This window comes from Hymenobacter tenuis, from assembly GCF_054780495.1.
In genome coordinates this window covers 1,134,890-1,159,320 of the sequence record NZ_BAAGWF010000001.1, presented here as the reverse complement: position 1 = coordinate 1,159,320, position 24,431 = coordinate 1,134,890, and the positions used below count along the sequence as shown (strand labels likewise).

At 55.6% G+C, this 24,431-nt stretch carries 14 protein-coding genes and 3 tRNA genes; 7 read left to right on the top strand and 10 right to left on the bottom strand.

What is annotated here, in order from left to right:
- Window positions 1–70: 70 nt before the first annotated feature.
- The 3 genes from ACYVGU_RS04960 to ACYVGU_RS04950 all read right to left on the bottom strand — a co-directional run bounded on the left by ACYVGU_RS04960 (window position 71) and on the right by ACYVGU_RS04950 (window position 5,456).
- A complete protein-coding gene (locus ACYVGU_RS04960) occupies window positions 71–454 on the bottom strand; it encodes a response regulator (protein ID WP_460612167.1) in 384 nt (127 codons plus the stop codon).
- Between the two features lie 52 nt (window positions 455–506).
- Window positions 507–1,034, bottom strand: coding sequence for a chemotaxis protein CheW (locus tag ACYVGU_RS04955; protein ID WP_460612168.1), 528 nt, complete (start codon window positions 1,032–1,034; stop codon window positions 507–509).
- A gap of 69 nt (window positions 1,035–1,103) precedes the next feature.
- Window positions 1,104–5,456 carry a HAMP domain-containing protein gene (locus ACYVGU_RS04950; protein ID WP_460621153.1) on the bottom strand — a complete coding sequence of 1,451 codons (4,353 nt, stop codon included), beginning with the start codon at window positions 5,454–5,456 and terminating at the stop codon, window positions 1,104–1,106.
- A 330-nt stretch (window positions 5,457–5,786) separates the two neighbouring features.
- On the opposite strand from ACYVGU_RS04950, the gene topA reads away from it, so the two are divergent.
- From topA to ACYVGU_RS04925, 5 genes are all read left to right on the top strand, one after another.
- Window positions 5,787–8,255 (top strand): type I DNA topoisomerase, encoded by a 2,469-nt coding sequence (topA, locus tag ACYVGU_RS04945; RefSeq protein ID WP_460621152.1) that lies wholly within the window; start codon window positions 5,787–5,789, stop codon window positions 8,253–8,255.
- Between the two features lie 128 nt (window positions 8,256–8,383).
- Window positions 8,384–9,268, top strand: a complete 885-nt coding sequence (locus ACYVGU_RS04940; protein ID WP_460621151.1) for a DUF4846 domain-containing protein — start codon at window positions 8,384–8,386, stop codon at window positions 9,266–9,268.
- An 81-nt stretch (window positions 9,269–9,349) separates the two neighbouring features.
- Window positions 9,350–10,039 (top strand): SIR2 family NAD-dependent protein deacylase, encoded by a 690-nt coding sequence (locus tag ACYVGU_RS04935; protein WP_460621150.1) that lies wholly within the window; start codon window positions 9,350–9,352, stop codon window positions 10,037–10,039.
- Window positions 10,040–10,207: 168 nt separating this feature from the next.
- Window positions 10,208–13,936 (top strand): BamA/TamA family outer membrane protein, encoded by a 3,729-nt coding sequence (locus ACYVGU_RS04930; RefSeq protein WP_460621149.1) that lies wholly within the window; start codon window positions 10,208–10,210, stop codon window positions 13,934–13,936.
- A 138-nt stretch (window positions 13,937–14,074) separates the two neighbouring features.
- Window positions 14,075–15,067, top strand: a complete 993-nt coding sequence (locus ACYVGU_RS04925) for a Ppx/GppA phosphatase family protein (protein ID WP_460612175.1) — start codon at window positions 14,075–14,077, stop codon at window positions 15,065–15,067.
- Window positions 15,068–15,186: 119 nt separating this feature from the next.
- On the opposite strand, the gene ppk1 is transcribed toward ACYVGU_RS04925, so the two are convergent.
- The 7 genes from ppk1 to ACYVGU_RS04890 form a co-directional block, all read right to left on the bottom strand.
- The gene (gene ppk1, locus ACYVGU_RS04920; protein ID WP_460621148.1) at window positions 15,187–17,466 is read right to left on the bottom strand and encodes a polyphosphate kinase; all 2,280 of its coding nucleotides are present in this window, start codon (window positions 17,464–17,466) and stop codon (window positions 15,187–15,189) included.
- 52 nt (window positions 17,467–17,518) lie between these two features.
- On the bottom strand, window positions 17,519–17,908 hold the full coding sequence (locus ACYVGU_RS04915; protein ID WP_460621147.1) for a RidA family protein: 390 nt from the start codon (window positions 17,906–17,908) through the stop codon (window positions 17,519–17,521).
- 60 nt (window positions 17,909–17,968) lie between these two features.
- Window positions 17,969–19,957 (bottom strand): DNA topoisomerase subunit B, encoded by a 1,989-nt coding sequence (gyrB, locus tag ACYVGU_RS04910; protein ID WP_460612178.1) that lies wholly within the window; start codon window positions 19,955–19,957, stop codon window positions 17,969–17,971.
- A 158-nt stretch (window positions 19,958–20,115) separates the two neighbouring features.
- Complete coding sequence (locus ACYVGU_RS04905; RefSeq protein WP_460621146.1) at window positions 20,116–21,465, bottom strand: T9SS type A sorting domain-containing protein; 1,350 nt, start codon at window positions 21,463–21,465, stop codon at window positions 20,116–20,118.
- Between the two features lie 340 nt (window positions 21,466–21,805).
- Window positions 21,806–21,879 (bottom strand) — tRNA-Arg (locus tag ACYVGU_RS04900).
- 48 nt (window positions 21,880–21,927) lie between these two features.
- Window positions 21,928–22,004, bottom strand: a tRNA-Pro gene (locus ACYVGU_RS04895).
- A gap of 64 nt (window positions 22,005–22,068) precedes the next feature.
- Window positions 22,069–22,156 (bottom strand) — tRNA-Ser (locus ACYVGU_RS04890).
- Window positions 22,157–22,430: 274 nt separating this feature from the next.
- Between ACYVGU_RS04890 and ACYVGU_RS04885 the strand changes: the two genes are divergently transcribed.
- Complete coding sequence (locus ACYVGU_RS04885; RefSeq protein ID WP_460621145.1) at window positions 22,431–23,336, top strand: VWA domain-containing protein; 906 nt, start codon at window positions 22,431–22,433, stop codon at window positions 23,334–23,336.
- Window positions 23,333–24,304 carry a hypothetical protein gene (locus tag ACYVGU_RS04880; RefSeq protein ID WP_460621144.1) on the top strand — a complete coding sequence of 324 codons (972 nt, stop codon included), beginning with the start codon at window positions 23,333–23,335 and terminating at the stop codon, window positions 24,302–24,304. Before ACYVGU_RS04885 ends, ACYVGU_RS04880 begins: the two co-directional genes overlap by 4 nt.
- Window positions 24,305–24,431: the final 127 nt, after the last annotated feature.

The following is a 24,431-nucleotide window of genomic DNA, read 5'->3' as shown; positions in this document are numbered from 1 at the left end:
GAGTGAAAACGCGTATTGAAAAACCTCGCGCCACCTAATGGGGCAACGGGGCGTAAGCAAAGCAGTGGTACTAGGAAGGCTCGGAGTCAGACTCCTGCAGGGCGCTGGTTACAATCTCCAATACTTTCTCTTCAGAGAAAGGCTTGACGATGTAGGCAGTAGCACCACTTTCCAACGCTTCGTTTACAATTACCTCCTGCCCAACAGCTGAGCACATTACCACTTTCACGTCGGGCTGCTCTTGGCGGATGCCTTTCAGTACATCAAGGCCCGTGTTATCGGGCAAAATAACATCAAGCGTAATCAGGTCGGGCTTAGTAGCCAAAGCCATTTCCATAGCCTGCTGCCCATTGGCTGCTTCTCCTACCACCTCGTAACCGGCGTCGGTAAGCATATTCTTAAGCATCGTACGCATGTAGAAGGAATCGTCGACGATGAGGATGCGGTTTTTCATGAAGAAAGCGGAATGCAGAATGAGGAAAAAGGAGCTGAACAGTACGTCTGAACTACGCTTTTGTACGGGTGCTGGTAGTAGAAGATTCCGCTTTGGCCTGTAATAGCATGATTTCAGACGGCGAGAGCAGCTTCAGCATATCTAGAACAACAATAATACGGCTCTCAACCTTGGCAATGCCTTCGATATACTTGTCATGAATATTCATGTCCTGGATAAATTCCGGGGCCTTCTCAATAATAGACATCGGAATGGAAAGGGGTTGCGGTACCTCCCGCACCATAATACCGATGGTATAATCCTTGGCCTCAATAGCCATAGTGTAGGAAGTAGAAGGCATTTCCTCACCTCCGGGCCGTAGCTGGAACCGCTCTTCTAAGTCGATGACAGCAATAATATCACCGCGCAGGTTAGCAATTCCCTTCACGAATGACGGCGTTTTAGGCATACGGGCAATTTCGGGAGTAATAGTTACCTCCTTTACTTGCTCGATGCGGATGCCGTACTCCTCTCCACCCAGCCGGAAAACAATGAGCTGGATAATCGGATCCTGTTTGACGTTCTTTTCTGACTCAGGCATGCCTGATATGATAACGCAAGCACCAAGGCCACAACTCTATGTTTGTGGCCCTGGGCTCAGATACAAGACTTATTGAGCTTTGCTTTTCGTGCGCCGAGCCTTGGGCGCTTCCTTGGCAGCAGTGGCAGCATCTGATTCAGTAGCCGCCTTTTTGGCAGCGGCCCGACGGACACTACCCTTCCGGACTTCCGCAACTGGCGCTTGCTCCTGAGTGGTACCCTCCGGAGTACCTGCTTGCTTAGCCCGTCGGGCAGATTTGCGGGCGGGAGCCACCGCAGCTTCAGCTGCAGCAGTAGCTCGCCGATTTTGGCGGGTAGTAGCTGCCGTTACTGGTGCCGGAGGGGTTGGAACCCCGCGGCGGGCTAGTACCCGACGACGAATTGGCTCCGGCTCTGGCTCCGGCTCTACGTCTTCCATCAGCTGGAATGCAGACAAACCAAGTTGCAGGTCATCGGCAATGTCCGTCAGGTTCTGGCTGCTGGTGGTCAGTTCCTGCATGCTCGTGGAGAGCTGCTTGGCTGTGCCTGCTACCTGTTGCGTACCCGATGCTGTTTGCTCAGCAATAGCTACTACTTCTTCTACGTACTTTACTACGTCGCCAATCGAGGTCTTTTGTACCTCGGTAGCCGTCAGAATGTCGCGAGAAGTGCGTAGCGTTTCACCAGAGCTGGTAGCAATGTTCTTAAAGGCCGAGCTGGCTTCGAACGTAGCGTTCTTCCCTTTTAACACTCGGCCTTCCATGGTGCTGATAGCCGATGCTGCAGAGGTTGTATCCTTCTTTACGTCTTCTACCAGGGTAGCAATTTCGTTCGCTGATTTGCGCGAGCCTTCTGCCAGCTTGCGAATCTCTTCGGCTACTACTGCGAAACCACGACCAGCTTCCCCGGCGCGGGCTGCTTCAATAGCTGCGTTTAGTGCCAGCAGGTTAGTTTGTGAAGCGATATCGGTGATTACGCCCAGCGATTTGCTGATTTCTTGCGAACGGGTGCTAAGTACTTCGATGGTTTTAGAGGTCTGGGCGGCAGCTGAGCTGATTTCCTCCATGTTCTTCACCACTTCCGCTACCGTCTTCAGACCAAGCTGTGAGGTTTGCTCACCCAGGATTGCTGCTTTAATACCGACATCGGCTTTACCTGCAGTTTCCTTAGTGGCCTGCATGATTTCTTCAATCAGTTTAAAGGCTTGGTCGGTCTTGAGAGCTTGGTTTTGAGCACCTTCCGCCATCTGTTGCATGGCCAAGGCCACGTCAACCGTTACTCGGCTCATCTCCTGCCCCTTCACCACCATTTCCTCCGACGACTCACCTACAATCTGCGACGACTCGTTGATTTCGCCGAGCAGTTCGTTGAGGTTATCTACGGCAAGGTTCAGAGCGTCAGCCATGGCACGAATGTCACCGGTGGTCTGAATCTCTACCTGTTGCGTCAAGTCACCTTCCGAAATGGCACGTACCACGCGGCTTACCTCCAGTACCGGCGAGGCAATGGATTCGATAAGACCGTTCAGCGTGTCAACCAGTTCCTTCCAGGAGCCCGATACGTCGGTTACCGTGGCCCGCTCGGTCAGTTTGCCTTCTACCCCTGCAACCTTGGCTACGCGGCTAACTTCCACGGCCAGTCGGTTCAGGTCGTCCACCATTCGGTTAATGGTTTCGGCCAGTTCTGCTACCTCGCCTTTGGCGTCTAGGGTCAGTTTCTGGGTCAAGTCACCCTGCGATACCGCCGTTACTACCTTCACAATGCCTCGTACCTGCGTTGTCAGGTTTGCAGCCATTGTGTTTACGTTGTCGGTCAGGTCTTTCCACACGCCCGATACGTTCGGCACATTGGCCTGACCACCTAGGCGGCCTTCGGTACCTACTTCCTGCGCCACGCGGGTTACCTCGCCAGCAAACACGTTCAGTGAGTCCACCATCACGTTGATGTTGTCCTTCAAATCCAGCAGTTCGCCTTTAACGTCTACCGATACCTTCTGGCTCAAGTCACCGCGGGCTACGGCGGAGGTTACATTAGCAATGTCTCGCACCTGAGAGGTCAGCGAGGCCGCCATGGTATTTACGTTGTCGGTTAGGTCTTTCCAGGTACCGCGTACGTTGGGTACTACGGCTTGGCCACCAAGACGGCCTTCCGTTCCTACCTCACGCGCCACGCGGGTTACTTCGTCGCCGAACGTGTTCAGCGAGTCCACCATCTGGTTGAGGTTTTCTTTCAGCTGCAACAGCTCGCCGCGTACGTTTACCGTCACCTTCTGGCTCAAGTCGCCGCGGGCTACTGCCGTTGCTACGTTGGCAATGTCTCGTACCTGAGAGGTCAGGTTCGAGGCCATCGTGTTTACGTTGTCGGTAAGGTCTTTCCAAGTACCCGAAACGCTTGGCACATTGGCCTGACCACCCAGAATACCTTCCGTACCTACTTCACGCGCCACGCGGGTTACTTCGCCAGCAAAGATGTTGAGCGAGTCCACCATCTGATTCAGGATGTTTTTGAGGTCGAGAATCTCGCCTTTTACATCCACTGTCATCTTCTGGGTCAGGTCACCTTTTGCTACGGCCGTGGCCACGTTGGCAATGTCCCGCACCTGAGAGGTCAGGTTTGAGGCCATTGTATTTACGTTGTCGGTCAGTTCCTTCCAGGTACCACCTACACGAGGCACGCTGGCCTGGCCACCTAGGCGGCCTTCGGTACCTACTTCACGCGCCACGCGGGTTACTTCGTCACCGAAGATGTTGAGCGAGTCCACCATCTGGTTGAGGATGTTCTTCAGCTCCAGGATTTCTCCTTTCACATCCACGGTCATTTTCTGGCTCAAGTCGCCGCGGGCTACGGCCGTGGCCACGTTAGCAATGTCTCGCACCTGAAGGGTCAGGTTTGAGGCCATATAGTTTACGTTGTCGGTCAGTTCTTTCCATACGCCCGCCACGTTTGGCACACTCGCTTGGCCACCTAGTTTACCTTCGGTACCTACTTCCAATGCTACACGGGTTACTTCGCCCGCGAACAGGTTGAGCGAGTCCACCATCTGGTTCAGGTTCTGCTTCAACTGCAGCAGCTCGCCCTTTACATCTACCGTAATCTTCTGGCTCAAGTCGCCTTTTGCTACGGCCGTGGCCACGTTAGCAATGTCTCGTACCTGTAGGGTCAGGTTCGAGGCCATGTAGTTTACGTTGTCGGTCAGTTCTTTCCACACGCCGGCCACGTTTGGTACTGAAGCCTGACCACCTAGGCGGCCTTCGGTACCTACTTCCTGCGCCACGCGGGTTACTTCGCCAGCAAACAGGTTGAGCGAGTCCACCATCTGGTTCAGGTTCTGCTTCAGCTGGAGCAGCTCACCTTTCACGTCCACGGTGATTTTTTGGGTCAGGTCACCTTTTGCTACGGCGGTGGCTACGTTGGCAATGTCTCGCACCTGAAGCGTCAGGTTCGAGGCCATCGTGTTTACGTTGTCCGTTAGCTGCTTCCATACGCCACCCACGTTTGGTACACTAGCCTGACCGCCGAGCTTACCCTCGGTACCTACTTCCTGCGCCACGCGGGTTACCTCGCCAGCAAACAGGTTGAGCGAGTCCACCATCTGGTTCAGGTTCTGCTTCAACTGCAGCAGCTCGCCCTTTACATCTACCGTAATCTTCTGACTCAAGTCGCCGCGGGCTACGGCGGTGGCTACGTTGGCAATGTCTCGTACCTGAGAGGTCAGGTTTGAGGCCATGTAGTTTACGTTGTCCGTTAGTTCCTTCCAGATACCACCCACGTTTGGTACACTAGCCTGACCGCCGAGCTTACCCTCCGTACCTACTTCCTGCGCCACGCGGGTTACTTCGCCGGCGAACAGGTTCAGGTTATCGATAGTTTTGTTGATGGTTTCGGCCATGACTTTGAAGTCACCGGACACCGGAATCTGGAAGGTTTCATCCAGGTTTCCTTTGCTGATGTTCTTCAGTACTTTGCCTACTTCCAATACCGGAACGGCAATGCTGTCAACGAGGCCGTTGATATTGTTGATCATGTCGCGCCAGAAACCGGCGGCATTATCAGCGGAAGCACGGGCTTTGAGGTTACCCTCTACCCCAGCCACCTTCGAAATGCGCGACACCTCGCCGCCTACTCCACCAATCATCTCCACCATGGAGTTGTAGGCTTCGGCTATTTCAGCGAAGATGTCGTCGTTCTGTTTGGTTAAGCGAACCGAGACGTCGCCTTTTTTAAAGGCGTCGAGCGCATACAATACGCGGTTAAGCTGATCATTTACATAATCAGAGTCCTGGGCGTAATGCATAGAATCAGCGGCCCCCCGCTTGCGCGTCAGGTTGTCGTTGGAACGCGTAGGCGTTCCATTGCCGTTGATAGCTGCGTCAACAGCCGATTCAAGAGTATCATCCGTGGCGTTTGCCGGGCGGGTGGTTTTGGGCGTCTTAGCTGATGCCATAAACTGCAGAGTGGTGGCGAAACCCCGAAAGCGAGGCGATGCACAAACGGAACCTTGAAAGGCATGGTTCCAGAATAAGCAAAGGTAGCAGATAGAGGCATTTTGACGCCATACTTCCTGAAAACTTCGTCAAAATCACTAACCCGCGGAATCTGAAGTGGTTGCTGCTCTGGCAGGCCAAACCTGCTACCTTATTATAAGGTGTAGAAAGTGCATATTGCTGAGCAACTCATGGTACGCCGGATTATTCCAGCATCTTTGCGGCAAAATTCAACTTTTGCGCTGCCCTGACCGTTTCCTATCGAAACAAGCCTAGCGTATCCCACCCCTATGGTCAAAAATTTAGTCATCGTCGAATCTCCGGCCAAAGCCAAAACTATAGAAGGCTACCTGGGCAAGGACTTCATTGTCAAGTCTAGCTTTGGCCACGTGCGCGACCTGCCCAAGGATAACAATGCCATCGACATTGCCAATGGCTTTAAGCCCACGTATGTAGTTTCGGCCGATAAACGCGAGATAATCAGCCAGTTGAAAAAACTGGCCAAAGAAGCAGACACCGTATGGTTAGCAAGTGACGATGACCGTGAAGGCGAAGCCATTTCCTGGCACTTATCGGAAACTCTGAATCTAAATGATAGCAAAACGCGGCGGATTGTCTTCCGCGAAATCACCAAAAATGCTATTCTCAACGCTATTGCCTCGCCCCGGGAAATAGACCTGAATTTAGTGAATGCACAACAGGCACGCCGCGTGCTTGACCGCCTAGTGGGTTTCGAATTGAGCCCAGTACTCTGGAAAAAAGTAAAGACGGGCCTTTCGGCCGGCCGGGTACAATCGGTGGCGGTGCGGCTGGTTGTAGAGCGTGAGCGGGAAATCAGCCACTTTAAAACGTCTTCGGCTTACCGCGTGGTGGCTAAGTTTGACGCCGGGCGGGGCGCAGTGCTGGAGGCCGAACTGCCTACCCGCTACAAAACCCGCGAAGAAGCCGAAGCCTTCTTGGCTCGGTGCGTTGGCGCTGCCTACCGCATTGAGAACCTGGAGAAAAAACCCGGCAAACGTAGCCCAGCTCCGCCATTTACTACCTCTACTCTACAGCAGGAAGCGTCCCGGAAGCTAGGCTTCTCGGTAGCTCAAACCATGAGTGTAGCGCAGAAGCTGTACGAGGCGGGCAAGATCAGCTATATGCGGACTGACTCCGTGAACTTGTCGCAGGACGCGCTGGCGGCGGCAAAAGACGCCATTACGGACGCCTACGGTGCTGAGTACGCCCACACCCGACAGTTCAAAACCAAGTCAGCCTCAGCCCAGGAAGCGCACGAAGCCATTCGCCCCACCGACTTTGCTTTGGTGAAAGCGGGCTCCGATTCGCAGGAACAGCGTCTGTATGATTTGATCCGGAAGCGGGCCCTCGGCTCGCAGATGGCTGATGCTGTGATTGAGCGCACCGTGGCTACTATTGGCATCAGTACGCAGCCGGGCGTTACCCTCACGGCAACCGGCGAGGTTATCACGTTTGAAGGCTTCCTGAAAGCGTATGCTGAGTCGAAAGACGAGGATGAGCAGGACGGCGAATCATCGTTTTCGCGGGGGCTGCCGCCGTTGAGCGTGGGCCAGGAGCTGCCGCTGCAGCAACTGCGAGCTACGGAGCGCTTTGCGGCGCCGGCGGCGCGTTACACGGAAGCTTCTCTGGTGAAGAAAATGGAGGAAATGGGCATTGGTCGTCCTTCTACTTACGCTCCCACTATCAGCACGATTCAGAAGCGTGGCTACGTAGAAAAAGATACGCGAGAAGGCAAGGAACGCAAGTTTCACGTCTTGACGCTGGAAGGCGACGCGGTGAAAACCGAAGTGAAAACCGAGACTTACGGTGCTGATAAAGCCAAGCTGTTCCCAACGGACACGGCCATGGTTGTGAACGACTTCTTGGTTGAGCACTTCCCCGTGATTGTCGACTATCAGTTCACGGCAAAGGTTGAGGACGAATTTGACCGCATTGCTGATGGGCAGGAGCTCTGGACTGATATGTTGGCGGGCTTCTACGGCACATTCCACGAAACGGTGGAGCGTGGCCAGGATATTGAGCGGAGCACGCTGGGCAGCAACCGCGAAATCGGGACGCACCCGGAAACGGGCCAGAAAATCACGGCGCGCTTAGGTCGTTTTGGACCGTATGTTCAGATTGAACCAAAGGAAGGCTCAGAGGAAAAGGCCGTGTACGCCAGCCTGCGGAAAGGCCAGTTCATCGAAAGCATCACGGTGGAAGAGGCCCTGGAATTGTTTAAGCTGCCCCGCATAGTAGGCCAGTTTGAGGACAAGGACATGACGGCTGCCCTAGGTCGGTTCGGGCCCTATATCCGCCACGACAGCAAGTTCTACTCGCTCACCAAAGAGCAGGACCCGCACACCATCACGGCCCAGGAAGCAGTTGACCTGATTGAGGCCAAGCGCAAGGCAGACGCCGAGCGGCTCATCAAGGAATTCCCGGAAAACCCTGAGATACAGGTACTCAATGGCAGGTTTGGGCCGTACATCGTGGCGGGCAAGAAAAACGTGAAGATTCCGAAAGGCGAAGAGCCGGCTGATCTGACGTTAGAGCGTTGCTTGGAACTCGCTGCCGCTACCCCCGACAAACCTGCTAAGGGCGGACGATTCGCTAAAAAAGCCGCTCCGGAAGCCAGCGAGAAAGCAGATACGCCGGCGAAAAAAGCTGCTGCCGCCAAGAAGCCCGCTGCTAAGAAACCAGCCGCCAAAAAGGCTACTGGAACTACGGCCAAGAAGGCAACTGGCAAGGTTAAATAGATTTCTTACTATATTTAGTGCAAACGCCTCTACTGTGCAAGTAGAGGCGTTTTTTTATGATAGATTACCACGTACTAACCAGCTGATTGCTACGTTTCATTAGCTGATTACTATACTGTATTTTCTGTATGAAATTGAGAAGTGTATTAGGCAGGTTTGGTGCCGTTTGCGGCCTAGTACTTGGGGGTGATGCAGCCGTTTCATTTCCGCTTGCTCCTACTCCACCCAGTACGCCCGTTTACCGCTGGCTGCCGGCCGGAAAATACAACTCGCGCCAGACGGTGGTGGCTCGTTTTACTGTGCCCAACGGCTACCAGCGGGTAGCGGTATTGCCCGGCTCCTTCGGGCACTGGCTCCGTTTCCTGCCATTGCTGCCCGCTGGCACGCCGGTTTCGCTCTACAATGGGCAGCCCAAAGACCGCCAGGATGTGCATGCGGCTGTAGTGAACCTGGATGTAGGTACCCGCGACTTACAGCAGTGCGCCGATGCCGTCATCCGACTGCGGGCGGAGTACCTCTTTAGCCAGAACCCCGACCTAGTACATTTCCACCTCACCAGCGGCCACGACATTCGGTTTCAGGATTGGTACCAGGGCACAGGCTTCCAGGTGAAGGGCGAAAAAGTACTGCCTGCGGTACGGCAAAAAGAAGCGCCCACACACCCCACGTTCCGGCGCTACCTCGACCAGATTTTCACGTATGCTGGCACCTTGTCGCTGAGCCGGGAGCTGACGCCGGTACCACTGGCCGCGGTACAGCCCGGCGACGTGCTGATTCGGGGCGGCTCGCCGGGCCATGCAGTGCTGGTGCTGGATGTGGCTACGCAAGCTGGCACGGGCCGCCGCATTGCGCTGCTGGCTCAAAGCTACATGCCCGCCCAACAGATGCACGTATTGCAGAACCCATGGGATACCACTGGCCTCGGCGCCTGGTTTCTGCTCGACCCTACAGCCAGCCAAGTCAGCACCCCGGAATGGACGTTTCGACGGCAGGAACTGGGCCGGTTTGAATAACGCAGCACCCTAGCCCTTCGTGAAACAAAAACCCTCGGGGCCTGAGTATCGTCCTTTCAACTTGTACTTCACTAGGCAGCTATGAAAAGGAAACTAGTAGCCCTGACCGGGGCCGGAATTTCAGCAGAAAGCGGGTTGGCTACGTTTCGAGGCTCTGATGGGCTTTGGGAAGGGCACCACATAGAAGACGTAGCCACTCCGGAAGGATGGGCCAAAAACCCGGGCCTAGTGCTGGAGTTTTACAACCAGCGCCGTGCTGCCGCCCGGGCCGCTCAGCCCAATGCCGGACACCTGGCTTTGGCCCACTTGGAGGACGAATTCGAGGTAGTAATTATAACGCAAAATGTAGATGACCTGCATGAGCGCGCCGGCTCAACAAGGGTACTGCACTTACACGGCAAACTCTTCGAATCCCGCAGCTCCTATTTCGACCAGTTGATTTATCCGATGGAAACCGACCGGATTGACCTGGGCGAGCACTGCGAAAAAGGTCATCAGCTCCGGCCCAATATTGTGTGGTTTGGCGAGGCCGTTCCGCTGATGGAGCAGGCCATTGAGGAAGCCGCCAGGGCCGATGTATTTCTGGTGGTGGGCACTTCCCTGCAGGTATATCCGGCGGCGGGCCTAGTAGATTACGTACATCCCGCTACCCCAATTTATATCATCGACCCCAGTCGTCCGCCGGTAACGTCTCGCCCTAATCTGCACTTTATTTCCGAGCCGGCTACCACAGGCGTTCCGAAAGTAGCAAACACCTTACTACGCGCATAAGGCAGGCCTGCAACGGTAAGAGGCCGTTGTAGTGGCCTGCTTACTAGGCTGACGGAGCGGCGAAACTGAGGCTGTCAGTAAGCTCTACGGTGCCGGTTTCAGAAATTAAAGCCGGATTAAATCTGAAAGCAAGCTTATCCGTAGAACAAGCTCTACTACTCCCCTCCTATGCCTCTACGCTACCCGCATACCCTGCTGACCAGCCTAGCCCTAACAGCCTCCCTTACGGCTGCAGCCCAGGTAACGGCGCCGGCCCACACCGTATTTCTACTTGGCAACACCGCCACTTCTACCCTCTCTCCTGCCCGGTTACAGACCCTGCGCGAGACCCTGGTCCGCCAAACTACTCCGTTTACGGTAGTTCATTTGGGCGACATTGCTGGCAATGAAGGCCTAGGCAGCCCCAAAGACTCAACCCAAACCAGTCAGACGGCGCGCATTGATGCCCTACTTGCGCTAGTGCAGAATCTGCCTAACGGCAAGCTCTACTTTGTGCCCGGTGATAAAGATTGGGCTAACTCCGGCCCCGATGGGTTGAAGCGCGTACGTCGCCTAGAAAAGTACATTGAGGAAAAGCTACCCGGCCAGAATGCCTTCGTGCCTACCGGCGGCTGCCCCGGCCCCGAAATTATAGATGTCGCGCCCCTGGTGCGCCTAGTAGCCATTAACACCCCCTGGTGGACGCACCCCTTCGATCGGCCCGAAGCTCCCGATACCGACTGCAAAACCCTGACTCAGGAGGAGTTCCGGGAGCAGCTACAAGATGTGCTCGATGATACCAAAGGCCGCAATGTGCTGTTGATTGGTCATCAGCCTGTACTCAGCAACGGCGTGTATGGTGGCCGCATGCCGCTGAGTCGGCACTTGCTGCCGCCAGTGGCAGGTACGCTCTATGCTGCTTACCGCCAAAATGTAGGCTCGCCGCGCGACATGGCCTACCCCGCCTATCAGCAGTTCCAGAAAGAGATACTCAATACGCTGAAAGAACACCCTGGTGCGGTGTATGCAGCCGCCCATGATTGCAGCCTGCAGCTAACGGAGGCCGAGGGCAGCTACCATCTGGTGTCGGGGTCCTTTGCTGAGAAACAGCACGTCGGGACCAACCACAATTCCCAGTTCAATGCATCAGCCGAAGGCTTTTCCCAACTTGAGTATTACGAGGACGGCACGGTAAAAACCACCTTTTATACGTTCACAGGCGAAGGAACTACGGCGCGCGAAGCCTACTCGGCCACGCTGTTCCAGTCGGCGTGCCAGCAGCCCCGGCTGTCGAATGTGCCAGTGAACAGCTTTATCCCGGAGTGCCCTTCGGCGCCGAAAGGTGTCGCGGCCACCAAACCCGACGCCCCCTTTCAGCCTACGCAAACGCTAGCAGCGGGCAAACAATACGCTGGTACGGGCTCTTCCCGCTTCTGGCTTGGTGACCTCTATCGTACCTCCTGGACGCAGCCCGTGCAGGTTCAGACCCTGAACCTAGCTAGTGAAAAAGGCGGCCTGCGCCCGTTTGGCCGCGGGGGTGGGCGCCAGACAACTTCGCTTAAACTAATTGCGGCCGACTCCTCAGAATATGTTTTTCGCTCGGTAGACAAAGACGTGACGCGCATTCTGCCCCCGGAACTGCGCAACTCTTTTGCGGCTGATGTCCTGCGTGATATTACCCCTACTGCTCATCCGTATTCGGCACTAGTAACCGGTTCCCTGCTCGATAAGACGGATATTTTGCATGCGCGGCCGCGCCTGTTTGTGCTGCCCGATAACAATCAGCTAGGGCCTTACCGCGCCGAATATGCCGGCCTGTTGGGCACATTGGAAGACCGCCCCGTTGACCCCAAGCCCAACCTGCCGGGCTTTGGCGGCGCCGATGACGTACGCCGCTCGTTCAGCTTTTTCCGCCAGCTCTACAAAGACAATGACAACCGTATTGATGCCGTAGCCCTGGGCCGCGCCCGCGCCTTCGATATGCTGGTGGCCGATTTTGGCAAGCACGAAGACAACTGGAAATGGGCTGGCTACAAACAAGGCAAACAGACGGTGTACAAGCCCATTCCCCGCGACCGGGACCAGTCGTTCACGAAATGGAACGGCGTGCTGACGTACCTGGCCAACCGCGAGTGGGCCGTACCCAGCATTGAGGATTTCCAGGGCGAGTTCCATGATATGAAAAGCCTAAACTGGCCGGCCCGCCACCTCGACCGGTTTCTGCTGCAGAGCCTGAGCCGCGAGCAATGGCAGGACATAGCCCGTTACATGCAGGAGCGCATCACGCCAGCCGCCATTGATGAAGCAACTGCTACCCTTCCGCCCGAGCTAAAGCTTCTCTCTACCGACGAGCTCAACCGCAAGCTCAAAGCCCGCGCCCAGCAGTTACCAAAGGCGCTGGATACCTACTACCTGTTGCTGGCAAAGCGCGTGGATGTAGTAGGCTCTAACAAAGCCGAAGTATTTCGGGTAGAGCGCCAGCCCGATGGCCAGGTGCGGGTGCAGATGTTCGATAAAGCCAAAGAAGGCAACGAGCCGGCAGGCGACGCACTCTTCGACCGCACCTTCAAGCCCCAAGAAACCCAGGAAATCAGCCTGTACGGCTTGGATGGTAAGGATGTGTTTACTGTAACTGGCTCTGCCCGCCAGAGCGTGCTGGTTAGGATTGTGGGTGGCAAGGGCAAGGACCAGATTACGGATAACTCCCAGGTAAGCGGCCTTCGCACGCTCACGAAGGTGTACGATGTGCCAGACACCGACTTGAAGCTAGGCTCCGAAAGCGACAACCGAACCTCCACGCGGCCCGACGTAAACGGCTACGACCGGGAGGCGTTTGAGTACAATAGCTACAAGCCCCGCGCAACTGTAATTGTGAATGCCAACGATGGTATTGGAGTGGGTGCCGGGGCCGATTTTGTGCGCCAAGGCTTCCGCAAACCTGGTTTCAAAAACCTGTATTCCTTCGACATTCGCGGATCAAGCGGCGGCAACTTTCAGGTTTCGTTGGCTACGCGCCACCGCTACGCCTTCAAGAAGTGGGATGTGGGCGCCCGCACTGAGTACGGCAATTTCTTTCCGTTCTACAACTTCTTCGGCCTAGGCAACGACACGCAAAAAGACCAAGACCTTTACGACGATAAATTCTACAAGGCCCGCTACAAAGGCTTCACACTGAATGCCTTTACGGAGCGCCAGTTCTGGCAGCGCAGCCTGTTCCGCATTGGCCCGAGCTACGAGCAGTATACGGCCAGCTACGCCGGCAGCAGCTATCTGGGCCAGTTGGAGCGCGGCCAGCTGCCCGTACCAGACGACCGCATTCCCAACGTCGATTTTCAGCGGCTGATTGGAGTGAACGCCCTGTTGGATGTAGACTTGCGAGACCGGCAGAACTTTGCCCGCCGCGGCGTGCGCCTACTCGTGCAGCACGACACGTATCACCAGCTGAATGGCAACAAGGGCAACTTCGGCCTCACGCAGGGCTTCGCGGAATACTACGGCACGGCGCGGCTTGGCATTCCCGTGACCCTAGTAGTGAAGGGCGGTGGCGGCCGCAACTACGGCAACGACGACGATATTCCGTTCTACAAGTTCACTAGCCTAGGCCAGCGCGAAAACCTGCGCGGCTACTACCGCACGCGCTTCACCGGCGACGCCAGCCTATACCTGAACACAGAGCTGCGCCTAGCCCTCGGTCGCGTTCAAACCTCTTTCCTGCCGTTTTCTTACGGCGTGTTTGGCTTCTATGATAAAGGCCGCGTGTACTACAAAGGCTCCTCGCCGGATGGCTGGCACGACGGCTACGGCGCGGGCTTCTACGTGGCGCCGGTGTCCGATCAGCTGGCCCTGTCGGTATCGTACCAGAAGTCCCCGGAAAATGGCCTGATTCAGTTTGGGCTAGGTTTTCGAATTGATAATTAGCAAGTTGCCGACGTCTTGCTAGGTAGCAGTTTGCCGCAAGGCGAAATCAAACTTCCGGTTACTACCCCAACCAGGTGGCCTACCTGACCTGAACGGCTATATTTACGCCGTCATCTTTCCGCTACACCCCTTTCCTGCATGGACTACCCGCTCCTGAAACTGGCCGCCATTGATATCGGATCCAACGCTGTAAGGTGCCAGATTTCGGCAGTACTCCACTACGGCGACCGGTACCGGCTGAAGCGAGTGGAGTATGTGCGCTACCCCTTGCGGCTCGGTGAAGATGTATTTGCCTCGGGCCGTATTTCGCCCAAAAAGCAAGACAAGTTCATCAAGTTTCTGCACGCCCTTAAGCTGCTGATGGAAGTGCACGACGTAGCGCCTAACCACTATCTGGTATGCGCCACCTCCGCCATGCGCACCGCCGAAAACGGCCCCGAAGTAGCCGCCCGCATTCGTGCGGAGCTAGGCATCGACATCCGCATTATCGACGGTCAGGACGAAGCGGCGTACATTAACCGCGTCATTGAGAACCTGCTCGAAGACAAAAAGCACTACCTGCACATTGATGTGGGCGGGGGCAGCACCGAGTTTAACATCTACCACAACCGGCGCAAAGTCGCGTCGCAGTCGTTTGAGGTGGGCAGCATCCGGCGCATGCAACAGGAAGAAGCCGGCCTCAGCACCGAGGCCATGCGCGAAACCTGGCAGCGTATGGAGGAGTGGGTAACCGAGAATGGCCGCCGCTACCATGTGTCGCGCGCCATTGGCACTGGCGGCAACATCAACAAGCTCTACAGCCTGGCCCAGCCCCAGCTTGATAAGCCCGTAACCCGCAAGCGCATCGCCACCATACTCGAGCAGCTGACTAGTATGACGATGGATGAGCGCGTGAATGTAGCGCTGCTGAACCCCGACCGCGCCGATGTGATTGTGCCTGCCGGCCACATTTATCTGTCGGCCATGGAATGGGCGAAAATTCAGGAGATGATTGTGCCGGATATTGGCCTAAAGGATGGCATGCTGCAGACGCTATTCGAAGAGCACTTCGACGAAATCCGCGCCTCCGACGACCACACGCCCGGTTGCCCGAAACCAGCCATGCAAAGCCGCCCCACGGAAGTAGAATAGGGGCCAGTCGTTTACTAGCCTTATTCTTGATTTGAAACGCCCATCTTCTGCTTGCCATGCAGGCGCAGAAGATGGGCGTTTTGAGTTGGAACGTACTAGGTATCGAAGCAGGGCAAACCCTACTCCAGCGCTGCTTCTGAGTCGGGCTCCTGCTCCAGGGTAGTGGCGGCTACTACTTCGTTTGGCGCCATTACTTCCTCACCAGCGGGGTCAGAAGGTTGGCTGTTGTCCTCGGCCGACGATGTACGAATGGTTGAGCAGGACAGCCACTCATCGAACAGCTGCGTTTCGGCCACCTGCGCGAAGCTCTTGCGGTAGAACTCCTTATGCACGTTGAATATCGGCTCGTCAGGCGCGGGCTGGCGCCGGATATACGCGCCGTCTTCACGCATCACGTAGGTATTCTGGTTGTCTTTAAGGTTGAAATACAGAATATTGATGGCCTCCAGGGCCAGCTGCGGATTCGCAATCAGGAACAGGGCCTCAATGCGGCGGTCGAAGGAACGCACCATCAGGTCGGCGGAGCCGGCATATACTTTCGGGTGTCCGGCCTGATGGAAATAGAACATACGCGCGTGCTCCAGATAGTCGCCCACGATGCTGCGCACCTCAATGTTTTCACTAAGTCCTACGCGGCCCGGCCGCAGGCAGCAAATGCCCCGCACAATAAACCGGATAGGCACGCCGGCCTTACTAGCCTTGTAGAACTCGTCAATCATCTCCTTGTCTTCCAAGGAGTTCATCTTCATTACAATCCCGCTGGGCAGGCCTTTTTTAGCGTTGCGCACCTCCTCCCGGATTAAGGAAATCAGCTGCTGCCGCATGTCTTTGGGCGCTGTAATCAGGTACTCATAATCATCAGGCTGAGAGTGGCCCGTGATTACGTTAAAGAACTCGGACACGTCGTGGCCATATATGTCGTTGGTAGTCAGCAGGCTTACGTCGGTGTAGATGCGAGAAGTCTGCTCGTTGTAGTTACCGGAGCCAATGTGTACGTAGCGCGTCACCTTCTCGCCTTCCTTCCGGATGATCATCATCATCTTGGTGTGCGTCTTGTACTTGCTCACCCCATAAATGACGAAGCAGCCCGCTTTTTCCAGCTTGGCGCCCTCCCGAATATTCCGTTCCTCATCAAAACGGGCCTTCACCTCAAACAGTACCGACACGTGCTTGCCGTTTTCGGCCGCTTTCAGTAGCGCCGCCGTCACGCGCGAATCGTCGGCAAGGCGGTAGATGGTTTGCTTGATGCCTAGTACGTGCGGATCCTCGGCGGCTTGCTCCAGCAGGCGCACCACGGGGTCAATGTTGTTATAGGGGTGATGCAACAATACATCGTGCGTTTTGAGGTAGTCGAAGAGGTTGTCCTCGGCTCCTTCTGGCAGGCTTAGCGGCGTAATGGCAGCTGGCTGCCGGAACCCCTTGCCCCGGAAATTCGGGTGCTTGAGAATCTGCAACAAGCCCTTCATATCAATCAGCGAGTTGATAACGAAGACGTTGCCGTTGTCAATATTCCACCGCTCCCGCAGCACCTGCATCAGCAATCCAGAGGCATTCGGCTCTACCTCCAGGCGTACCACGCGGCCTTTCTTGCGCGTTTTGAGCCCTAGCTGAATTTCCTTAATGAAGTCTACGTCAATGTCGTCGGACTCTTCCAAGGTGAAGTCGCCGTTGCGGGTAATCCGGAACAGGTTAGCCGACAGAATCTCGACGTTACGGAACAGCTTGGGCAGGTTGGCCCGCACAATTTCCTCAATCGGCACAAAAATGACTTTGTCTTTGCGGGTCAGCTCAAAGAAGCGCGAAAGGTTTTGCGGAATCTGCACGAAGGTGAGCCGGTCTTGGCCGCGCTCGGCTTCGCTGCTGCCATCAAGCCCGCCGCCGGCCAGCGTCACTACCCCGAAGATGAGCATCTGGTTCATCATCAGCGGGAAGCCATGGTACGAGTCGTAGACCATAGGCGTGAGCAGCGGGAAGATGGTGTTCTTGAAGTAGCCATCGGCCTTTTTCAGCTCCAGCTCCGTCAGCTCCTCCATCTTGAGCACATTGAAGCCATTCTTTTCAAACAGCGGCTTCAGCTCATTGAGGTATGTTAACGACTGGTCGTTAATGAAGCGGTGGGCAAAATCCAGCAGCTTCCGCCGAAACGGCATTTCCCGCAGCCCTGAGTAATCGACGCGCTCCTTACCGTAATCAATATAGTTATACAGCGAGCCAACCCGAATCATGAAAAACTCATCGAGGTTGCTGCTGGTAATGGCCATGAAGCGCAGCCGATCGAAGAGCGAGCGGCCAGCGTCGCGGGCTTGGTCGAGCACGCGGTAGTTAAAGCGCAGCCAGCTCAGGTCGCGGCTGATGTACTTGCTTTTGCGAATGAGGTCGGCGGACTTGAATAATTTCATGCTAAGGAAGAAAGACCGGACAAAATACGAGCAAACGGCCGTACAAGTATGGTTAATCCGGAATAATAGCGGTTGCTTCTATCTCAACCAGAAGACTAGGGCTGATCAGGGCCTTAACTACCAGCATCGTAGCAGCCGGCCGAATGCTGCCAAACACTTCACCATGAGCTTTTCCCACAGCTTCCCAGTCGGCCATATCCGTCAGGTAAATACGTGTACGCACCACCTGCTCCAACGAAGCACCTGCGGCCTGCAGTGCCTCCCCTATTTTTACTAGGGCACGTTTGGCCTGCAAGTAGGCATCGGGGCCACCGGTTACTATTGCACCATCTTGCGCCGTGGTGCCGGCGACCTCTACCAGGTTGCCCACGCGCACCGCCCGCGAGTAGCCTACGATTGGCTCCCAGGGGGCGCCCGAAGAAATCAATTGTCGCTGGCTCATATTGGAAAAGTTAGGCACAAAAAAAGGCCCGCTTTGCAGCGGGCCTTTTCGAAAAGTCAATTACACGTCGAGTTTCGCGTATTTGGCGTTTTTCTCAATAAAGTCGCGGCGAGGCGCTACCTCATCCCCCATGAGCATGGAGAACAAGTGGTCAGCCTCGGCAGCTGATTCAACAGTTACTTGCTTCAGCGAACGAGTCGAGGGCTGCATGGTCGTAGACCACAGCTGCTCGGCGTTCATCTCGCCTAGGCCTTTGTAGCGCTGCACGTTCACGGTTTCGGGCTTGCCGCGGCCTAGGTCTTCCTGGGCCTGCATCCGCTCGTCCTCGGTCCAGCAGTAGCGCTCTTCTTTGCCGCGTTTCACGAGGTAAAGCGGTGGCAGGGCAATGTAAATGTATCCCCGATCTACTAGCTCGCGCATGTAGCGGAAGAAGAAGGTCAGGATCAAGGTCCGGATGTGCGAGCCGTCGATGTCGGCGTCGGTCATGATGATGACCTTGTGGTAGCGCAGCTTGGCCGTGTTCAGGGCTTTGGCATCAGCCTCAATTCCCTTCTCTAGGTCGGCTTGCACCCCAAAGCTCACGCCCAGGGCCGTAATCATGTTCCGGATTTCTTCGTTTTCCAGAATGCGGTGCTCTTGGGCTTTCTCTACGTTCAGGATCTTACCCCGCAGGGGCAAAATAGCCTGGAAGGCGCGGTTGCGGCCCTGCTTGGCAGTTCCACCGGCCGAGTCACCTTCTACCAGGTAGATTTCGCAGATTTCCGGATCCGATTCCGAGCAGTCGGCCAGCTTACCAGGCAGCGAGGTAGAACCCAGCACTGATTTGCGCTGCACCATCTCGCGGGCCTTGCGGGCTGCAATCCGGGCCTTAGCGGCCAGAATTACTTTCTCCACGATAATGCCGGCTTCCTTGGGGTTTTCCTCCAGGTACTGGCTCAGGATTTCGCCCACTACAGTGTTTACCGCGCCGCTTACCTCGTTGTTGCCCAACTTGGTTTTGGTCTGGCCTTCAAACTGCGGCTCCTGCACTTTCACCGAAATAACGGCCGTGAGGCCTTCCCGGAAGTCTTCGCCGGAAATCTCCACTTTCGCCTTTTCCAGCTTTCCCGACTTGTCGGCGTAGGCCTTCAGGGTGCGGGTAAGGGCCGAACGGAAGCCCGCTACGTGCGTGCCGCCCTCGTGGGTGTTGATGTTATTAACGTAGGAGAAGATGTTTTCCTGGTACGAGTCGTTGTACTGCAGGGCTACTTCTACCGGGGTGCTGCCTTTTTCACTGATTACGTGAATAGGAGCCGGCATGAGGGCGTGGCGCTCCGAGCCGTCGAGGTACTGCACGAATTCGGCTAGGCCGCCCGTAGAGTAAAACTCTTCACCCAGGAACTCGGCTCCATTTTCGCCGGGTTCGCGGCGGTCAGTGAGCGTAATACGAATGCCACGGTTCAGGTACGCCAGTTCCCGCAGGCGCGAGGCAATGGTGGCGTACTTATACACTGACTCCGTGAAGATGGTGGAGTCAGGCAGGAATTCAACCTGGGTACCATGTTCCTCGGTTTCACCAATTTCGCGCACCGGATACTGAGGAGCACCAATTTTGTACTCCTGCTCGTACATCTTGCCGTTGCGGCGTACGGTCACTTTCAAGTCCTGGCTGAGTGCGTTCACGCAGCTCACACCTACCCCGTGCAAACCGCCCGACACCTTGTAGCTGTCCTTGTCGAACTTGCCACCGGCGTGCAGCACCGTCATTACCACTTCCAGAGCCGAGCGGCCTTCTTTCTGGTGGAAATCAACAGGGATACCACGGCCGTTATCGCGGACGGTGATGGAATTATTTTCGTTAATGGTTACGTGGATCGTGTCGCAATGACCGGCCAGGGCTTCGTCGATGGAGTTATCAACTACCTCCCACACGAGGTGGTGCAAGCCTTTGATACCGGTGTCCCCGATGTACATCGAGGGGCGTTTGCGCACGGCTTCGAGCCCTTCGAGTACCTGAATGCTATTGGCGGAGTACTCGGCGGGGGCTTTTTTCTCTTTAGTTTCGCTCATGTTGCGGTTGGTTCAGCGCTTAGTGCGTAAGTAGGCAAAGATACCGAAAATATTCGGTTTTTGCCAGCAATAAGGCCGATTTGACCAGTAACTCCCACATAAAAAAAGCCGCCGGTACCCAAGTAGCGGCGGCTTCTGAAATCTGCTCAAAACAGCTCTTACAACACCTGGGCCCGCAGGTGGCTCACCCCTGCTTTCGACTCCAGCTTCACCTGATATATCCCGGCTTTCTGCTGCCCCAAATTGAGGTTGGTCTGCTTAAGCTGGCTAGCGTTCAGCTGCTGCCGCCATACCTGCCGTCCTAGTGCATCTGTTACGGTCAGCACGGCCTCGCCTTGGTGCGCCGCGCTGGGCCACTGCAAATCAAACCGGCCGTCGGCGCTCGGGTTGGGTACCAAGGTGGCACCGGCAACCAGCGTGGCCGTGCGGTTAGGCAGTACCGTGCTCACCAGTTTATTGACTCCGTCGCCGTAGCCGTTGTCAGGATTAAGTGTACCGCTCCAAACCGCAGTAGGGCCTGCCGCATCTACAAACAGGTGCAGCGTATTGCTTTCAATGTTTAGCCAGGTCTGGCCATTATCCCGGCTGTAAGAAGAGCCAATATCTCCTGTCGACTCAAGTGCTCCGACAGACAGGTAGTTGCCGGTGCCCGGCACGCTAGTAAGCCCGAACCCACGCAATGGCCCGGAATAGGTTTTTGGTGCCCAGGTAACGCCACCATCAGAAGTACCGAACAGTTTGTGTTTGGTACCACTTGTGTCGCTAACAAGGGCTAGTCCGTTCTGAGCATCCCGAAACGCCAGATTCTCAATGGGCTCTGGGGCCACATCACGCGTTACACTCCAGGTCACGCCCTTATCGGTTGAGCGAAAGATGTCGCCTTCGTCATTGGCCACCCAAATAGAGTTGCCAAACACCGCCGGCGGATATAGTGTACCAAACTCTCCTTCCGTCCCAATAGGCACATTTTGGGAACGAGTCCAAGTTGTGCCACCATCTGAGGTATAGTAGATTTCCATCCCTCCGCCATTCAGACCATCCGGGTCACCTAGCACTACCCCATCATTGGCATTAAAGAAGTGAATGGTATTAGCATAGCTGTACTCGCCGATAAAAAGCTTATCCGTCTGCACAGTCCAAGTAGAGCCGCCATTGGTGGTTTTCAGGATTCGACCCGGACCAATGCTTATTGGTAAGGTTACTACCCAGGCGGTAGTGGCACTCACGGCCGACAAGCTCTGAATAATTTCCGTTTGCGGGTCAACTCCAGTTACCGGGAATACCGTCCAGTTTTGCCCACCGTCGAATGTTTTGGCAACTTCATTTGCCGATGCACGGCTTAAAAACCTATTAGACAAGGCCCAGGCCGTGTTATTGTCAATCGCATCGGTGTACAGCGCCACATTGCTATCTACTGAGAACGAAAAACGCTGCTTAACCCATTGCGCCTTGACGTTGCCCGCCATTAGCAGGCTGCCGGCAAAAAAAAGTAGTAAGGTTTTCTTCATGGGAAGTAGAGGTATGAGAAAAGCTGAACGCATTCAACGCTGAAAAATCTGGCGTGATGCGCCACTACAGCTGCTGCCAGAACCGACCTAGCAGTAACTTGCTATTTTCTCAAATGTACTACCTCCCTTTTACAATAAATAGAGCCTAGAGTGCAAGAATTAACGCAAGCAAACCACTGGAAAAAGCGGCATTTCAATCATAAATTTTCCCTTGCAGTTAAGGAAAGCCTGCTTTTTCATTTCAACTAAGCAGAGCGCGGAATACTAAACACCACAAGTGTTAAGCAAAGGCAACAAAAAAAGCCACTTAACTCTAAAGTTAAGTGGCTAATTAGCACCGTGGCCCCGATTGGATTCGAACCAATGACCGGCTGCTTAGAAGGCAGCTGCTCTATCCAACTGAGCTACGGGGTCAAAAACAAATAGCCGCCCGCCCCAGAGGTGGGCTGACGGCTATTGTGTTGGTCGGGGTGGCAGGATTCGAACCTGCGGCCTCCTGCTCCCAAAGCAGGCGCGATACCGGGCTACGCTACACCCCGAAAAAATTGAAGTTTGAAAGGCGTAGACTAGACTACCGGCAATCAAAAAACAATATGCACAAAGCGGAGAGGGGGGGATTCGAACCCCCGGTAGCCTTTAGAGCTACGGCAGTTTAGCAAACTACTGGTTTCAGCCACTCACCCACCTCTCCAGGTGGAATGCCTTTCCGGTTAAAAGGTGTGCAAATATACAAGCAGAATGGACAAACAAACGTTTTTCAAAAAAAATATCTTCCATCTTGCCGTTCCAAAGTGAGGCTTACACCTCGTTTTGGCAGCAAATTCGACCTAGTACAGACTCCTGTTTTTAAGCCTTTATCTTGTGAGGAATAAGTGGTTACCGTGGTGCTAAACTGGGCTTACACACCGGGCATCCCTGAGGGGTTGGCGGCTGTATTTTTTTTTCTATTGTACCTCGGTTATGCCTTGCGTACCCGCCGACTTGCGGCTCCGTTGGGGCAACGCGGCTGGCGGCTAGGCTGGAAACTTGGATTGCGGCTGCTGTATTTTGGGTTACTAGGCCTAGCTATTCTGGGGCCCGCCTATGGGCTTACCCAACGCCCGGTGCGTACTGCCGGCAAAGATGTATGGCTGCTGGTAGACCTTTCCCGCTCGATGGATGCTCCGGATGTGGCGCCGTCGCGCCTGCAGAAGGTAAAGGCCGAACTCGCCAACCTTACCAGCCGCTTCCAAGCTGATCGGCTGGGGCTGATTGTGTTTGCCGGCGAAGCCTACGTGCAATGCCCCCTCACTTACGACCAAGCAGCCCTGCAGCTTTTTCTGACGACGTTGCAGACTTCTCTGGTTCCCGCAGGCGGCACGGACTTAGTTCCGCCGCTTGAACTGGTTCTGACACGCTTACAGGCCCTCACTCCTGCTGCCGCTCCGGCAGTTCCCACGCGCGCCACAGCAGTAGTATTGGTGACCGATGGCGAAGACTTTGGCGAAAACCTGGAGCCCACGGTGCGGGTACTGGCTCGCTCAGGAGCGCGGGTGTTTACTTTAGGGGTCGGAACAACAGAAGGAAGCCGAATTCCACAAACCGGGGGGCGAGGCTACATGCGCGACCCTAGGGGCCGCGAAGCCGTAAGCCGCCTCAACCCTACCCCCCTGCGCCGGCTGGCTGAGCAGACGGGCGGACAGTATTTTGAACTCACTGACCAACGCAACGAGTTTCCGTTACTGCTGAATGCCCTAAACCGCTTAGAAGGCCAGGCCGAGCAGGTTCGTACTGTTTCGGTGGCGGATAACCGCTACCGTTATCCTTTAGTAATAGCGCTGGTGCTTATGCTACTGGATGTCCTGATAACTGTAAAAGTGATTCGTCCGTGAAAAACCTGGTACTAGGAGGAATTTTACTGCTAAGCACCTGGGGTGGCCTCACGCGCATTCATGACCGCAATGAAGCCGTGCAACAAGGCGCCCAAGCGTTTGCCCAGAAGGATTATATAACCGCTGCTGCGGCCTATAAGAGAGCGGCCATAACACTGGGCGCCAAAGAGGACGCCGTGTGGCTGAACCTGGCTCACGCCACGGCTCAAACGGGCCGCACAGCCGAAGCGCAGAGCTACTATAGCCGCTTATCAACTAGTAAATCGGCTTTTATCCGGAGTGTGGCGTTGCAGCAGCTGGCTAGCCTAGCGGCTGGCCGCAAGGATTTTGCACAGGCCCTGAGCTTACTACGCCAGGCGTTGTTGGCGAATCCGACTAACTCCGATGCCCGCCAGAACTACGAGCTGCTGCGCGACTACCTAGCCCGCCAAACCAAGCAGCCCCAGCTGCTACCACCCCCACCCGGCACTGATGGCGGACCACAGCAACAAGACCAGCAGGCAGCGGCTTCGCGGGCCGGAGCTGATCAGAAGGGCCAGCTCGATGACCCCACGCAACCTCAGAACCCGCGCAACGCGTCGTTGGCGGAGCCTGATGCCACTGGGCAGCGCAACCCGCGTCAGCCGTCTTCTGCCGCGGGCTCATCAGCGAATGGTAGCTTCCGGCCGGGAGCCGGTGAGCAGCGCAGCGTAGCACAAGGCCAAGAGCCAGGCTCGGTGCGGGGGCTAAGCCAGCAGGAAACAGGTGAGGAAGCAACTGGTGGCACCAGTCGGCGCGGAGGCACCGAGGCAGCCAGCAATGCCGAGGCTAACATGCAGACCCAACGAGCACGACTGCAGCAAATGAACATCAGTACCGGCCAGGCCCGCCAAATTTTGGACGCGCTACAAGCCACCGAGCGCCAATATTTGCAGCAGCTGCCGCGCAAAGCAACCAAGCCCAAGGAAAAAGATATGCCCGGCTGGTAGTAGCCATGAGGCGCCTAGCTTTCCACTACCCCTCTGCCGGGCTTGAAGTGCCTAAGAGGCGCCCGCAAAATTGAGGGTACGTTTCGGGCATGTCTGGACTAACGGCTACCTTTGAACCTGAATTCAA

Excerpts from the sequence above, each read along its gene's own strand:
- ACYVGU_RS04955 (WP_460612168.1), bottom strand. The coding sequence starts at position 1,034 with ATGCCTGAGTCAGAAAAGAACGTCAAACAGGATCCGATTATCCAGCTC.
- ACYVGU_RS04915 (WP_460621147.1), bottom strand. The coding sequence starts at position 17,908 with ATGAGCCAGCGACAATTGATTTCTTCGGGCGCCCCCTGGGAGCCAATC.
- ppk1 (WP_460621148.1), bottom strand. The coding sequence starts at position 17,466 with ATGAAATTATTCAAGTCCGCCGACCTCATTCGCAAAAGCAAGTACATC.
- ACYVGU_RS04940 (WP_460621151.1), top strand. The coding sequence starts at position 8,384 with ATGAAATTGAGAAGTGTATTAGGCAGGTTTGGTGCCGTTTGCGGCCTA.
- gyrB (WP_460612178.1), bottom strand. The coding sequence starts at position 19,957 with ATGAGCGAAACTAAAGAGAAAAAAGCCCCCGCCGAGTACTCCGCCAAT.
- ACYVGU_RS04905 (WP_460621146.1), bottom strand. The coding sequence starts at position 21,465 with ATGAAGAAAACCTTACTACTTTTTTTTGCCGGCAGCCTGCTAATGGCG.
- ACYVGU_RS04930 (WP_460621149.1), top strand. The coding sequence starts at position 10,208 with ATGCCTCTACGCTACCCGCATACCCTGCTGACCAGCCTAGCCCTAACA.
- topA (WP_460621152.1), top strand. The coding sequence starts at position 5,787 with ATGGTCAAAAATTTAGTCATCGTCGAATCTCCGGCCAAAGCCAAAACT.
- ACYVGU_RS04935 (WP_460621150.1), top strand. The coding sequence starts at position 9,350 with ATGAAAAGGAAACTAGTAGCCCTGACCGGGGCCGGAATTTCAGCAGAA.
- ACYVGU_RS04960 (WP_460612167.1), bottom strand. The coding sequence starts at position 454 with ATGAAAAACCGCATCCTCATCGTCGACGATTCCTTCTACATGCGTACG.
- ACYVGU_RS04925 (WP_460612175.1), top strand. The coding sequence starts at position 14,075 with ATGGACTACCCGCTCCTGAAACTGGCCGCCATTGATATCGGATCCAAC.
- ACYVGU_RS04950 (WP_460621153.1), bottom strand. The coding sequence starts at position 5,456 with ATGGCATCAGCTAAGACGCCCAAAACCACCCGCCCGGCAAACGCCACG.